Source organism: Streptomyces sp. NBC_00984 (genome assembly GCF_045162475.1).
In the GTDB taxonomy this organism is placed as follows: Bacteria; Actinomycetota; Actinomycetes; order Streptomycetales; family Streptomycetaceae; genus Streptomyces.
Genome location: NZ_CP108734.1, coordinates 4,670,790 through 4,683,348 on the forward strand (window position 1 = coordinate 4,670,790; position 12,559 = coordinate 4,683,348).

Sequence of the window (12,559 nt, forward strand, 5' to 3'; positions counted from 1 at the left end):
CCTCTTTGTGTGCGTTGCCGGGCCGGGCTACTTCTTGAAGGAGTAGTCCATGATCTTCTTCATGTCCGCGGTGCGGTTGGCCGCGCTAGAGGAGCCGAGCACGGTGCCGATGACCGTCTTGCTGCCGCGGGTCGCGGCGAAGACCAGGCAGTACTTGGCCGACGGTCCGGAGCCGGTCTTGATGCCGATGGCGCCGCTGTAGCTGCTGAGCATGGTGTTGGTGTTGGACCACGACATGTACCGGTAGCCGCCGGACTTCGTGGTGACCTTCTGCTTGGTCGACTTGGTCTTGACGACGGAGCGGAAGGTGGAGCTCTTCATCGCGCTGCTGGCGATCTTCGTCAGGTCGCGCGGCGTCGAGTAGTTCGAGCCGTTCCCTATGCCGTCGAACGAGTCGAAGTGGGTGTTCTTCAGCCCGAGGGACTTGGCCTGGGCGTTCATCTTGCCGATGAACGACTTCACGCGGGCCGCGCGGGTGGAGCCGGAGCCGAACTTGTCGGCCAGCGCGTAGGCGGCGTCGCAGCCGGACGGCAGCATCAGGCCGTACAGCAGCTGGCGGACCGTGACCTTGTCGCCCACGATGAGGCGGGCCGACGAGGCGCCCTTGGAGACGATGTAGTCGCTGTACGCCTTCTGGATCGTGACCTTGGAATCCAGGTTCAGGTTCTTCTGCGACAGCACCACCTTCGCCGTCATGATCTTGGTGGTGGAGCCGGTGGAACGACGGGTGTCCGCGGTCTTGGCGAACAGGGACTTCGCGGTGCCGTTGTTCATCACGTACCCGCCCGCGGCGGTGATCTTGGGGTTGGGCAGCGTGGCGGCCTGCGCGGTGGAGGCGAACGCGCTGCCCGCGATGACGGCACCTGCCGTCAGGGCCACGGTGGCAGTGGCAGTAACGCGGTTTATGCCCTTAATGCCGATTTTCAACTTGAACGCTCCAAATGCCCCTGGAATGCGGCCACATGTGGGTGCCGCTCGGTGGTGAGACTCATGAGGGCGGGGGATGGATGTGCTGATTCCTGGGGCAATTTCAGGGCTACGGGTGATTCCGGCCAGGATCATGTGAAGCGCGCGCGGGCCGGCCGGGGACGGGCGTGTGTCCGTCCGGATCCCGGACTCGTTTCGCCATGCACGCATCTTGTATCTATGCTGTGTACATGCCTGCCGCACCCCCAGCCGTGAAGCCTGCCGCGAAGCCCGTCGTGAAGTCCCCCATCAAGCAGCCCCCCGCAGCCGAGCGCGTGTACGCCCACATCAAGGAGGCGGTCCTGCACCGCCGTTACGAGGGCGGCACGCTCCTCACCGAAGGAGACCTCGCGGAGGCCGTCGGGGTCTCCCGCACGCCGGTGCGCGAGGCGCTGCTGCGGCTGGAGGTCGAGGGGCTGATCAAGCTGTATCCGAAGAAGGGTGCCCTCGTCCTCGCCGTCTCCGCGCAGGAGATCGCCGATGTGGTGGAAACCCGGCTGCTGGTCGAGGAGTTCGCGGCGCGCAAGGCCGTGCCCGCCTCCGCGCAGCTGATCGGCCGGCTCGAAGAACTCCTGGAGGAGCAGCGGCAGCTGGCCGAGGCCGGGGATCTGGCCGAGGTGTCGGTGAAGGACCGCTGCTTCCACGCCGAGATCGTGCGCAACGCGGGCAACGACATCCTCTCGCGCCTCTACGACCAGCTGCGTGACCGGCAGTTGCGGATGGGCGTCGCCGTGATGGAGGCGCACCCGGGGCGGATCGCCGCCAACATCACCGAGCACGGCGAGCTGCTGGAGGCGATCAGGGCCGGTGACGCGGACGGTGCCGCGCAGGTCGTGCGTCGCCATGTCAGCCGGGTCAAGGTGCTGGTCAGGGGTGAGGACCGGTGAGTTCTGCCGCCGCTCCCACCCTGTCCCTGCCCGGCGATCCACCCGGCGGCCGACGTGCCGCCCGGGTCTGGGGCATCGGGGTCGCCGTCTACTTCGTCGCCATCATCTTCCGCACCAGCCTGGGTGTCGCCGGGCTGGACGCCGCCGACCGGTTCCACGTCAACGCCTCCGCGCTCTCCACGTTCTCCATCCTTCAGCTGCTCGTCTACGCGGGCATGCAGATACCCGTCGGCCTGATGGTCGACCGGCTCGGCACCAAGAAGGTCCTCGCTCTCGGGGCCGTCCTGTTCACCCTCGGGCAGCTCGGCTTCGCGCTCTCCCCCTCGTACGGCATGGCGCTGGCGTCCAGGGCGCTGCTCGGCTGCGGTGACGCGATGACGTTCATCAGCGTGCTGCGGCTCGGCGCCCGCTGGTTCCCGGCCCGGCGCGGCCCGCTGATCGGCCAGGTCGCGGCGCTCTTCGGGATGGCGGGCAACCTCGTCTCGACGCTCTTCATCGCACGGGCCCTGCACGGGTTCGGCTGGACCACCACGTTCGTCGGCAGCTCCGTCGCCGGGGTCGTCGTCCTCGTCCTGCTCCTGCTGTTCCTGAAGGACCACCCCGAGGGCCATGAGCCGCCGCCCGCGGAGCACGCGGGTGCCGCCTATGTGCGCAAGCAGATCGCCGCTTCCTGGCGGGAGCCCGGCACCCGGCTCGGTATGTGGGTGCACTTCACCACGCAGTTCCCGGCCATGGTGTTCCTGCTGCTGTGGGGGCTGCCGTTCCTGGTGGAGGCGCAGGGGCTCAGCCGGTCCACCGCCGGGGAGCTGCTCACCCTGGTGGTGCTCTCCAACATGGCTTTCGGGCTGGTCTACGGGCAGATCATCGCCCGCCACCACGCGGCCCGCGCCCCGCTGGCCCTCGGTACGGTCGCGGTGACGGCGCTGCTCTGGGCGTCGGCCATCTTCTGTCCGGGCGACCATGCGCCGATGTGGCTGCTGATCGTGCTGTGCGTGGTGCTCGGCGCGTGCGGTCCGGCCTCGATGATCGGATTCGACTTCGCGCGGCCGGCGAATCCGCCGGAGCGGCAGGGCACCGCGTCGGGCATCGTCAACATGGGCGGCTTCGTCGCCTCGATGACCACGCTGTTCGCCGTCGGTGTGCTGCTGGACGCGACCGGCGACAACTACCGGATCGCCTTCGCCTCGGTCTTCGTGCTGGAGGCGCTCGGCGTCGTACAGATCCTGCGGCTGCACTCCAGGGCCACGCACCGCGAGCGGGACCACCATGTGGTCAGCCGCGTGGAGGCCGTGCACGTACCGGTGTGACCGCCCCGCGCGCCGGATCGGCGGCGCGCCCGTCCCTCGTGCGACGGGCGCCGCCGATCATGACGTCACGGCACTACGCCGTCACGGCGTCACGGCGAAGTTCTGCAGGATCGCCGTCGCCAGGTCCTGATCGCCCTCGACCTTGATCCGCTCGGCGACCGTACCCGCGCGCACCCGCCCGCAGGCGAGGAGGAAGTACGTCTCCCAGTCCATCGCCAGCGTCACCGCGGGCCCGAGCGACGGCGAACCGTCCACCGAACCACGGCCCTCCGCGTCGACCCTGACGGTGCGCAGGAACTCCAGCGGGCCGTGCACATCGAGCACGATCGCCGAACTGGCCGGTGCCCCCGCGTCCTTGGCGACCACCTTCGGCAGCGCCTGCAGCAGGGTGTCCCGGACGACGGTGGCGCCGGGGGAGTCCAGATTGCCGGGCTGTCCCAGCGTCGCCCGCAGGTCCTGCTCATGCACCCAGACGTCGAAGGCGCGCATCCGCAGCGCCAGTTCGAGGGTCTGCTCGGCGCCGAGCGGCGCCCGGACCATGGTCTCGGGGTCACGCGTCTCGTTGCGCAGCTGACGCGCCCGCCGGATGATCGTGTACTCCAGCTCGGAGGTCATCTCCGGTGCGGTGTGGTGACGCCGCACATCGACCTGCATCTCCATGTACCGGGCGAAGTCGTTCTGCACGTGGTAGAGGTCGCGGGGCAGCGTGTGGATCGGGCGCGGGTCGCCGAGCTGCTCGGACTCCATGCCGATGACGTGCGAGACGATGTCGCGCACCGACCAGGCGGGGCATGGCGTACGGCGGTTCCACTCCCCCTCGGCGAGTGGCTTCACCAGCTCGGCTATCGACTCGATGGAGTGGGTCCAGGCATCGGCGTAGGTCTGGAGGCTGGGATGGACGGTCACGGGACCCCTCGTGCGGTTCTGCGGTGCATGGGCTGGAGAGCTTGGCGCGGGCGGCGGGCTGCGTGGGAGGTTCGTTCGCTAAGTTACGCTGCGAGCAGGCACCCCGGCAGTGCTTTCGTGTGACGATCGTAGGCCCGTGTTGACGGCTCGAATGCCAGGACGGTGGTAGTGTGCGCGCCTCCCTCATCCAGATCGCAGTAGACCCGGACGAATCCGTCAACGCCCGTAGGCAGCGTGCGGCTTCACTGGTCGAGGCCCAGCGCGGTGCGGATCTGGTGGTGCTTCCCGAGCTCTGGCCGGTCGGCGCCTTCGCGTATGCCGACTTCGCGGACGAGGCCGAACCGCTCCAGGGGCCCACCCACGACATCATGGCGAAGGCCGCGGCCGACGCCGGGGTCTGGCTGCATGCGGGCTCCTTCGTCGAGCGCGCCCAAGACGGCACCCTCTTCAACACCTCGCTGGTCTTCACGCCCGAGGGCGAGCGGGCCGCCACGTACCGCAAGATCCACCGCTTCGGCTTCGACAAGGGCGAGGCGGTCATGATGGGTGCCGGCGAGGAACTGGTCACGGTCGCCCTGCCGCAGACCACGCTCGGCCTCGCCACCTGTTACGACCTGCGCTTCCCGGAGATGTTCCGCGGCCTGGTCGACGCGGGCGCCGGGACACTGATCGTCGCGGCGGGCTGGCCCGAGCGGCGCCGGGCCCACTGGACGCTGCTGGCGCAGGCCCGCGCCGTCGAGAACCAGTCGTACGTCCTGGCCGTCGGCACCGCGGGCACCCACGCCGGAGTCCAGCAGGCCGGGCACAGCATCGTCGTCGACCCGTGGGGCGAGGTGCTCGCGGAGGCGGGCGCGGACGAGGAGGTGCTCGGCGTGGAGTTCGACCCGGCGAGGGTGGCGACGACCCGTGAGCAGTTCCCGGCCCTCAAGGACCGTCGCCTGGGACTGGCCCCGCCCAGGCTCCGGTAGGACCACTTCGTTTCACGTGAAACCGGGGCGGGTCAGTCCTCGCGCTCCTTGTCCGCGAGCACGATGACGCAGACCGATACGGCGATGAGCAGTGCCGTGTCGGCGTCCTCCCGTACGACATCGATGCCGTAGGTGTCCCGGACGGTCAGTCGGCGCCGGGAGATCTGGGCCAGCAGTTCCCCGTCGTAGTCGATGGCGAACTCGCGGTCCAGGATCTTGCCGCTGACGTCGAGCTCGGTGCCGTCGACCAGCGTGACCCGGTAGTGGTTGCGCAGCAGCGACAGCCGCTTGCGCTTGATCCTGGCGAGCTGTTCGCCGTCGCGCTCGATGAGCATCGTGTCGCGCAGGCTGAGCAGCTTCTGCCGGATCTCGACCAGGATCCGGCCCTGTGCGTCCTTCAGCTCGAAGGTGTCCCGCACCCGCATGGCCTTGCCGTCGACGAGGAACACCTTGCGGCCGTCCGTGTCCTCGATCCAGTAGTCGTCACCGACGGCGAAGAGTCGTTCACGCACCAGGAATCTCATGGCTCACAGGTTCCCCGAGGTCCCTGCGGAATGTGTGGATGCCACGGTGATGTTGACTGTTCACATGGCAACACGTGCGCGCGTCAGGGCCCCCGAGCTGGTCGGCAAGGGTGGCTGGCTGAATACAGGCGACCAGCAGTACACCCTCGCTGACCTGCGAGGACGCATTGTGATTCTGGATTTCTGGACCTTCTGCTGTGTGAACTGCCTGCATGTCCTCGATGAGCTGCGCGAGCTGGAGGAGAAGCACCGCGACACCCTGGTGATCATCGGGGTGCACTCGCCGAAGTTCGTCCACGAGGCCGAGCACCAGGCCGTCGTCGACGCCGTCGAGCGGTACGAGGTCCACCACCCGGTCCTCGACGATCCGGAACTGGCGACCTGGAAGCAGTACGCCGTACGGGCCTGGCCCACGCTCGTCGTCATCGATCCCGAGGGCTATGTCGTCGCCCAGCACGCCGGCGAGGGCCATGCGCACGCCATCGAGAAGCTGGTCGAGGAGCTGGAGGCCGAGCACGCGGCGAAGGGCACGCTGCGCCGCGGCGACGGCCCCTATGTCGCGCCCGAACCGGTCGCCACGCATCTGCGCTTCCCCGGCAAGGCGCTGCTCCTGCCCGACGGCGGCTTCCTCGTCTCCGACACCACCCGTCACCGCCTGGTGGAGATCGAACGTGACAGTGAAACGGTTCGCCGTCACATCGGATCAGGGGACAGGGGGTTCGCCGACGGCGCCCCCGACGAGGCCCGGTTCTCCGAGCCGCAGGGCCTCGCCGTGCTGCCCGACGGCCGGATCGCGGTCGCCGACACGGTCAATCACGCCATCCGCGCCCTCGACCTCGGCACCGGGGTGACGACGACGCTCGCCGGCACCGGCCGCCAGTGGTGGCAGGGTTCGCCGACGTCCGGGCCGGCCCGCGAGGTCGACCTCTCCTCCCCCTGGGACGTCGCCTGGTTCGCGGACCGGCTGTGGATCGCCATGGCGGGCGTGCACCAGCTGTGGACGTACGACCCCGCGACGGAGACCGTCCAGGTCGCCGCGGGTACCACCAACGAGGGCCTGGTCGACGGGGAGGCCGCCGAGGCGTGGTTCGCCCAGCCGTCCGGGCTCGCCACGTCCGCCGACGGGGAGCGGCTCTGGGTCGCCGACTCGGAGACGTCCGCCCTGCGGTACGTCGAGCGCGACGGATCCGGCTTCGCCGTCCGTACGGCCGTCGGCACCGGACTCTTCGACTTCGGACACCGCGACGGCGCCGCCGGGCAGGCCCTGTTCCAGCACCCGCTGGGGGTGACCGCGCTGCCCGACGGGTCCGTCGCCGTCTGCGACACGTACAACCACGCGCTGCGGCGCTACGACCCCGGGAGCGGTGAGGTCACCACCCTGGCCACGGATCTGCGCGAGCCGAGCGACGCCGTGCTGGTCGACGGCGATCTCGTGGTCGTCGAGTCCGCCCGGCACCGGCTGACCCGGCTGCGGCTCCCCGAGGAGGCCGTACGCGTCGCCGACCGCGCCCACCGCACCCGGCGCGCGGCCACCGAGATCGCCCCGGGCACGCTCCGGCTCGATGTGGTCTTCCAGGCGCCCGCCGGGCAGAAGCTGGACACCCGGTACGGCCCCTCGACCCGGCTGCTGGTCTCGGCGACCCCGCCGGAGCTGCTGGCCGAGGGCGCGGGCCCCGGTACCGACCTCTTCCGCGACCTGGTCCTCGCCGAGGGCGTCACCGAGGGCGTCCTGCATGTGTCGGCCATGGCGGCGTCCTGCGACGACGACCCCTCGAACGAGTACCCGGCCTGCCACGTCCACCAGCAGGACTGGGGCGTCCCCGTCCGCGTGAGCGCACAGGGCACGCCCCGGCTGCCGCTGGTGCTGGCGGGAATGGACGAGCAGGCCTGACCTCCCGCGGTCTCCCGGGCGCTCTCGTGATCGCGTCCGGGAGGGGGCTCACCCGTTGTGGGTGAGCCGTCGGACCGCCTCCTCGTACCGCTTGCGGTACTCCGGCTCGGCCGTCACCCGCAGCAGCGCCTGGAGGGCCCGTACCGCGCCGGTGTCGTATCCGGCGGACTCCGCCTCCCCGGCCGCCCGGTCCAGCAGCCGGATCCCGTCGTTCTCCTCGCCGAGTGCCAGACGGGCCTCGCCGCTGGTGGTCAGCAGCAGCACCCGGCGGGCGACCTCCTCGTGCTCGGGCCCCAGGTCGAGCGCCGTCCGGACGGATTCGAGGGCTTCGTGCGGCCGGTTCGCGGTGAGCTGCATCCGGGCGAGGTGCTGGAGCGCCAGCATCTCGGTGTGCGCGTCCCGTTCCTCACGGGCCAGGTCGACAGCCCGCCCGCAGTCCTCCAGAGCCGTGTCGAGCTCTCCCTGCTCGGCCTGGACGACGGCGAGGTTGATCAGTGCGGTCGCCTCGCCGAGCCGGTCGCCGGCCCGCCGGGCCAGAACGGGCGAGCGTTCCAGCAGGGTGACGGCCTCGGTGGTCCTGCCCTCCTCGGTCAGCACCCAGCCCAGCAGGTTGAGCACCCTCGACTCGGCGTACGCGTCGTCGTGGGCGCGGGCGGAGTCCAGCGCCAGTTCCAGCAGCGGGGACCAGTTGTCCCGCACCCGCCACACCACCTGCGGCCACTGGAGCAGGATGATCCGCCACGCCCGGTCGTGGAACCCGGCGGTCCGGGCCGCGTCGGCGGCCAGTGCCAGATCGTCGCGTTCGGCCGCCAGCCAGTGCATCGCCGCCGCCCGGTCGACGAAGTCCCGTACGGCGACCGGGCGGTGGTAGTCCTCCGGCAGGACGAAGCAGGGCTCGCCGCCGGGCTCGGCCGTGTCGGCGGCGGCGAGCGCGGTGGCGATGTAGTGGTCGAGGACACCGATGAGCGCCTCCGACCCTTCCGCGGGGTCCATGCCGCGGGCGTAGAGGCGCACCAGATCGTGCAGCGCCCAGCGCCCCGGAGTCGTCTCGGTGACGAGATGGGCGGCGGCGAGCCGTTCCAGCGCCGCCGTGGCGACGACCGGGTCGGTGCCGGCGAGCGCGGCGGCCGTGTACGGGTCGAAGTGGCCGCCGGGGTGGTGGCCGAGCCGGGCGAGCTGGTGGACGGCGTCCTGCGGCAGCTGCTGCACGGTCAGCCGCAGCGCGGCCGAGACACCGGTGTCGTCCACGTCGAGGTAGGTCAGCCGGCTGTGCTCGTCGGCCAGTTCGTCCGCGAGACCGGCCAGCGTCCAGCTCGGGCGTCCGGCCAGCCGGGCCGCGGTGACCCGGAGGGCGAGTGGCAGCCCTCCGCAGAGTTCGGCGAGCCGGCGGGCCGCGACCGGCTCGGCGAGCACCCGGTCCTCACCGAGCACACCGGCCAGCAGTGCCGTGCCGTCCGGCGGTTCGAGTACGTCGAGCGGTACGGGACGGGCCGCGTCCGAGGCGATGAGGCCCTCCAGCCGGTGCCTGCTGGTGACCAGCGTGACGCAGTCGGTGCCGCCCGGCAGCAGCGGCCGGACGGTGGCGGAGTGGCGGGCGTTGTCGAGTATGACGAGCAGACGGCGCCGGTCGGTCAGTGACCGGAAGAGCGCGGCCGCGGCCGCGAGGGACTCCGGGACGCGGCGGGGCGCGACGCCGAGCGCCAGCAGGAACTCGCGCAGGACTTCGACGAGTGCGGGCTCACCGGTGTCGCTGAACCCGCGCAGATCGGCGAAGAGCCGTCCGTCCGGGAAGGCGGCCGGGTTGCGGTGCGCCCACTGCAGGGCCAGCGCGGTCTTGCCCACCCCGGCCGGTCCGGTGACCAGGCAGACGGGTGCCTCGCCCGCCGCGGCCCGGGTGAGGGCGGCCAGTTCGGCGGTCCGCCCCTGGAAGCCGCGGGGCGCGCGGGGCAGCAGATCGGTGGGGTGCGGCTCGCCGGCGAGGGACGGCACGGGGAGGGGGCGGGGCGGCGCGGGGCTGGGGGCGCCGCTCGTACCGCTGCCCGTACCGCCGCCCGTATCGCAGGGCCGCTCGGCCGGGCGGTCGGCCGGTGCCGCCGCGGCCCCGCCGTCCGTTCCGGCCCGTCGGTCCGCCGCCGGGCGGGCCGCGGGCACGGCCCCGTTCCCGGAGCCGCCGCTGTCACCGCCGCCCGACCGGACCGGGCCGCGGGCTGTCGTCCCCGGACCGCCGGGCGCGTTCCGTCCGCCCTCCCGTCCGGCGTCCGGCCCGGGGTCGCCGCGCAGGATCAGCGCGTACGCGTCGGCGAGTTCGTGTCCGGGATCGATCCCCAGCTCGTCGGCGAGCAGCCGCCTCGTGCGGTGGAACCAGTCCAGTGCCTCCGACTGACGCCCCGCCCGGTACAGCGCCGTCATCAGGGCCGCCGCCAGCGACTCCCGCATCGGATGCGCGACGGCCTCCGACCGCAGTACCGCCGCCGCCCGGTTGTGCTCCCCCAGCGCGGCGTAGGCGCGCGCCAGTTGCTCGACCGTCGCCAGCCGCGACTCCTCCAGCGAGTGCGCGGCCGCCTGGAGCGGCCGTCCGGCGAACGCGCCGCTGAGCGCCGGGCCCTGCCACAGGGACAGGGCCTCCTTGAGCATCAGTACCGCGTCGACGGGGCTGCGCTGCCCCCGCGCCAGCGTCAGCAGCTCCTCGAAGCGCTGCGAGTCCAGCAGGGTTTCCGGCAGCCGCAGCACATACGCGTCGCCGAGCGTGACCAGCTCCACCCCGTACGCCTCCGCGTCCGCACCCACCAGCAGGGCGCGCAGCCGGGACACATGCCCCTGGATGACGCTGCGGGCGTGCAGCGGCGGTGTGTCGTCCCACAGGGAGTCCGTCAGCCTGGCGATGGAGACGGGGGTGTTGGCGGACAGCAGCAGCGCGGCGAGCAGACTGCGGCGTTTGGCGGGGCCGAGCGGCAGCGGCCCGGTGAACGTGTCGACGGAGACGGTGCCGAGCAGCCGGAACTCCACGAGCAGCTTCCCTTCCGGGCGGGATGCGCCCGGAGCCGGGCACGGGAAAATCCCAGGATATCGGGGGTGCCGGAGAGTCGGCGACGGGTCGTGCCCGACCGGCGGGGTGCGAGCGGAACGGCGTCGTCGGCCGGGCCGGCGCGCCTCGCGCACCGGCCCGTCGATGGCCTCGCGGCGGGTGGCTCAGCCCGCCAGGAACGCCGTCAGCGCGTTGGCCAGCAGATACGGGTCGTCCGCCCCGCACAGCTCACGGGCGCTGTGCATCGACAGGATCGCGACGCCGATGTCCACGGTCTGGATCCCGTGCCGGGCAGCGGTGATCGGGCCGATCGTGGTGCCGCACGGCATCGAGTTGTTGGAGACGAACGACTGCCACGGCACGTCCGCCTTCCGGCACGCCGCCGCGAACACGGCCCGGCCGCTGCCGTCGGTCGCGTACCGCATATTGACGTTGACCTTGAGGATCGGTCCGCCGTTGGCCACCGGGTGGTGGGTCGGGTCGTGGCGCTCGGCGTAGTTGGGGTGGATCGCGTGACCGGTGTCGGAGGAGAGACAGACCGTCCCGGCGAAGGCACGGGCGCGGTCCTCGTACGTCCCGCCGCGCGCGAAGACGGAACGCTCCAGGACCGTGCCGAGCAGCGGCCCGTCGGCGCCGGTGTCGGACTGCGAGCCGTTCTCCTCGTGGTCGAAGGCGGCCATGACCGGGATGTACGGAAGCTCCTCGTCCGGCTGCCCGGCGACGGCGCCGAGTGCGGCGGTCGCCGCGTGCACGGAGAGCAGGTTGTCCATCCTGGGACCGGCCAGCAGTTCGCGGTCCCGGCCCAGGTAGGCGGGCGGCTCGACGGCGTGCGGCATCAGGTCCCAGCCGGTCACGTCCGCGGCGTCGACGCCGGCCTCCTCGGCGACGAACCGGATCAGGTCGCCCTCCTCGACGTCCCCGAGCCCCCAGATCGGCTGCATGTGCTTCTGCCGGTCGAGCTTGAGCCCGTCGGGGTTGGCCGACCGGTCCAGGTGCACGGCCAGCTGCGGTACGCGCAGCAGCGGCCGGTCGATGTTCACCAGCCGGTGCGTGCCGTCACGCAGCGAGATCCGGCCGGCCAGGCCGAGGTCCCGGTCGAGCCAGGTGTTGAGCAGCGTCCCGCCGTAGACCTCCACAGCGACCTGCCGCCAGCCGTGCGCCCCGGTGTCGGGCAGCGGCTTGACCCGCAGGTTCGGCGAGTCGGTGTGCGCCCCGACGATCCGGAACGGGGTGTGCGCCTCGGCGCCCTCCGGCACGTACCAGGCCACGATCGCACCGCCGCGCAGGACGTACTTGCCCCCGCTGGTCCCGTCCCAGGCCGCGGTCTCCTCGACCTGCCGGAACCCGGCCTTCTCCAGCCGGGCGGCCGCGGTCGCCACGGCGTGGTACGGGGAGGGGGAGGCCATCAGGAAGGCCATCAGATCGTCGGTGTGACCGCGGTCGAAGCGGAGGGAGGAACTCATGTTCCTCACTGTAACGAGACCGGACCGGGCGGCTTCACCACCGTCGCACGAGGGCGTCCGCTCAATGTCCAGGGAGGGTCGCCGAGGGCTTCTCGCCGTTCTGGGCCTGCTGCGCGCGCTCGGCGAACATGGTCGCGAACGCCTTGACCTCCTTGTCGGGGACGGCTGATTTGCCCTGGGTTCCGGTGCTGATGCTCAGGACGGTCGTCCCGACCCGGATCTGCGCGATCGTGCCTGGTCCGCCCATGGTGCCGACCGCGGCGCGGTCGGCCTCGCGCTCGGCGCCCGGACTGCCGACGTCCACCTTCTCGGCGTCCTGGCCGACCCGGTCCCCGCCGTACCACGTGATCAGGTCGTCGTACGCGGCGTCCGCGGCCTTCCCGTCCTTGTAGGCGAGGACCCAGAAAATCAGGGTGGTCGCGTCCGTCTTGCGCGCGAAGGCGGACGAACCCCAGGACGTGGCCTTGTGGCAGGCCGTCCCCCGCTGCTCCTTCGTCCTGGACACGCAGACCGGCGGCGGGACCGGCCACCTGGAGCCGTCCGGCTGGCGGTGCAGCGAGTCGGGCAGTGCCTCGGCGGTCATGGTTCCTCCCACGGACGGGATTCTGAGCCCTGCAGCCAG

10 protein-coding genes are annotated in these 12,559 nt (G+C 71.6%); 4 read left to right on the forward strand and 6 right to left on the reverse strand.

Features of this window, described 5'->3' with window-relative positions; translation table 11 throughout:
* Positions 1 to 27 precede the first annotated feature (27 nt).
* Positions 28 to 927 (reverse strand): D-alanyl-D-alanine carboxypeptidase family protein, encoded by a 900-nt coding sequence (locus OG520_RS20755; RefSeq protein ID WP_399328622.1) that lies wholly within the window; start codon positions 925 to 927, stop codon positions 28 to 30.
* A 230-nt stretch (positions 928 to 1,157) separates the two neighbouring features.
* On the opposite strand from OG520_RS20755, the gene OG520_RS20760 reads away from it, so the two are divergent.
* A complete protein-coding gene (locus OG520_RS20760) occupies positions 1,158 to 1,853 on the forward strand; it encodes a GntR family transcriptional regulator (protein ID WP_266416981.1) in 696 nt (231 codons plus the stop codon).
* Entirely contained in the window at positions 1,850 to 3,160 is a 1,311-nt protein-coding gene (locus OG520_RS20765; RefSeq protein WP_266416982.1) for a nitrate/nitrite transporter, read from the forward strand. The genes OG520_RS20760 and OG520_RS20765 overlap by 4 nt, the downstream gene beginning before the upstream one ends.
* Positions 3,161 to 3,241: 81 nt before the next feature.
* Here OG520_RS20765 and OG520_RS20770 read toward each other — a convergent pair whose 3' ends face one another.
* Positions 3,242 to 4,066, reverse strand: a complete 825-nt coding sequence (locus tag OG520_RS20770) for a maleylpyruvate isomerase family mycothiol-dependent enzyme (protein ID WP_266416983.1) — start codon at positions 4,064 to 4,066, stop codon at positions 3,242 to 3,244.
* Positions 4,067 to 4,236: 170 nt separating this feature from the next.
* Between OG520_RS20770 and OG520_RS20775 the strand changes: the two genes are divergently transcribed.
* Positions 4,237 to 5,034 (forward strand): carbon-nitrogen family hydrolase, encoded by a 798-nt coding sequence (locus OG520_RS20775; protein WP_406014137.1) that lies wholly within the window; start codon positions 4,237 to 4,239, stop codon positions 5,032 to 5,034.
* Between the two features lie 32 nt (positions 5,035 to 5,066).
* On the opposite strand, the gene OG520_RS20780 is transcribed toward OG520_RS20775, so the two are convergent.
* Positions 5,067 to 5,558, reverse strand: a complete 492-nt coding sequence (locus OG520_RS20780) for an LURP-one-related/scramblase family protein (protein ID WP_266416988.1) — start codon at positions 5,556 to 5,558, stop codon at positions 5,067 to 5,069.
* 64 nt (positions 5,559 to 5,622) lie between these two features.
* Between OG520_RS20780 and OG520_RS20785 the strand changes: the two genes are divergently transcribed.
* The gene (locus OG520_RS20785) at positions 5,623 to 7,449 is read left to right on the forward strand and encodes an NHL domain-containing thioredoxin family protein (protein WP_406014138.1); all 1,827 of its coding nucleotides are present in this window, start codon (positions 5,623 to 5,625) and stop codon (positions 7,447 to 7,449) included.
* A gap of 48 nt (positions 7,450 to 7,497) precedes the next feature.
* Here the strand turns inward: OG520_RS20785 and OG520_RS20790 are convergent, their stop codons facing one another.
* The 3 genes from OG520_RS20790 to OG520_RS20800 form a co-directional block, all read right to left on the reverse strand.
* Positions 7,498 to 10,455: a BTAD domain-containing putative transcriptional regulator gene (locus tag OG520_RS20790; RefSeq protein ID WP_406014139.1), complete on the reverse strand. Its 2,958-nt coding sequence runs from the start codon at positions 10,453 to 10,455 to the stop codon at positions 7,498 to 7,500.
* 183 nt (positions 10,456 to 10,638) lie between these two features.
* Positions 10,639 to 11,937, reverse strand: coding sequence for a M18 family aminopeptidase (locus OG520_RS20795; protein ID WP_406014140.1), 1,299 nt, complete (start codon positions 11,935 to 11,937; stop codon positions 10,639 to 10,641).
* 61 nt (positions 11,938 to 11,998) lie between these two features.
* Entirely contained in the window at positions 11,999 to 12,520 is a 522-nt protein-coding gene (locus tag OG520_RS20800) for a hypothetical protein (protein ID WP_406014141.1), read from the reverse strand.
* Between the last annotated feature and the right edge of the window lie 39 nt (positions 12,521 to 12,559).

Excerpts from the sequence above, each read along its gene's own strand:
- OG520_RS20760 (WP_266416981.1), top strand. The coding sequence starts at position 1,158 with ATGCCTGCCGCACCCCCAGCCGTGAAGCCTGCCGCGAAGCCCGTCGTG.
- OG520_RS20780 (WP_266416988.1), bottom strand. The coding sequence starts at position 5,558 with ATGAGATTCCTGGTGCGTGAACGACTCTTCGCCGTCGGTGACGACTAC.
- OG520_RS20785 (WP_406014138.1), top strand. The coding sequence starts at position 5,623 with ATGGCAACACGTGCGCGCGTCAGGGCCCCCGAGCTGGTCGGCAAGGGT.
- OG520_RS20795 (WP_406014140.1), bottom strand. The coding sequence starts at position 11,937 with ATGAGTTCCTCCCTCCGCTTCGACCGCGGTCACACCGACGATCTGATG.
- OG520_RS20800 (WP_406014141.1), bottom strand. The coding sequence starts at position 12,520 with ATGACCGCCGAGGCACTGCCCGACTCGCTGCACCGCCAGCCGGACGGC.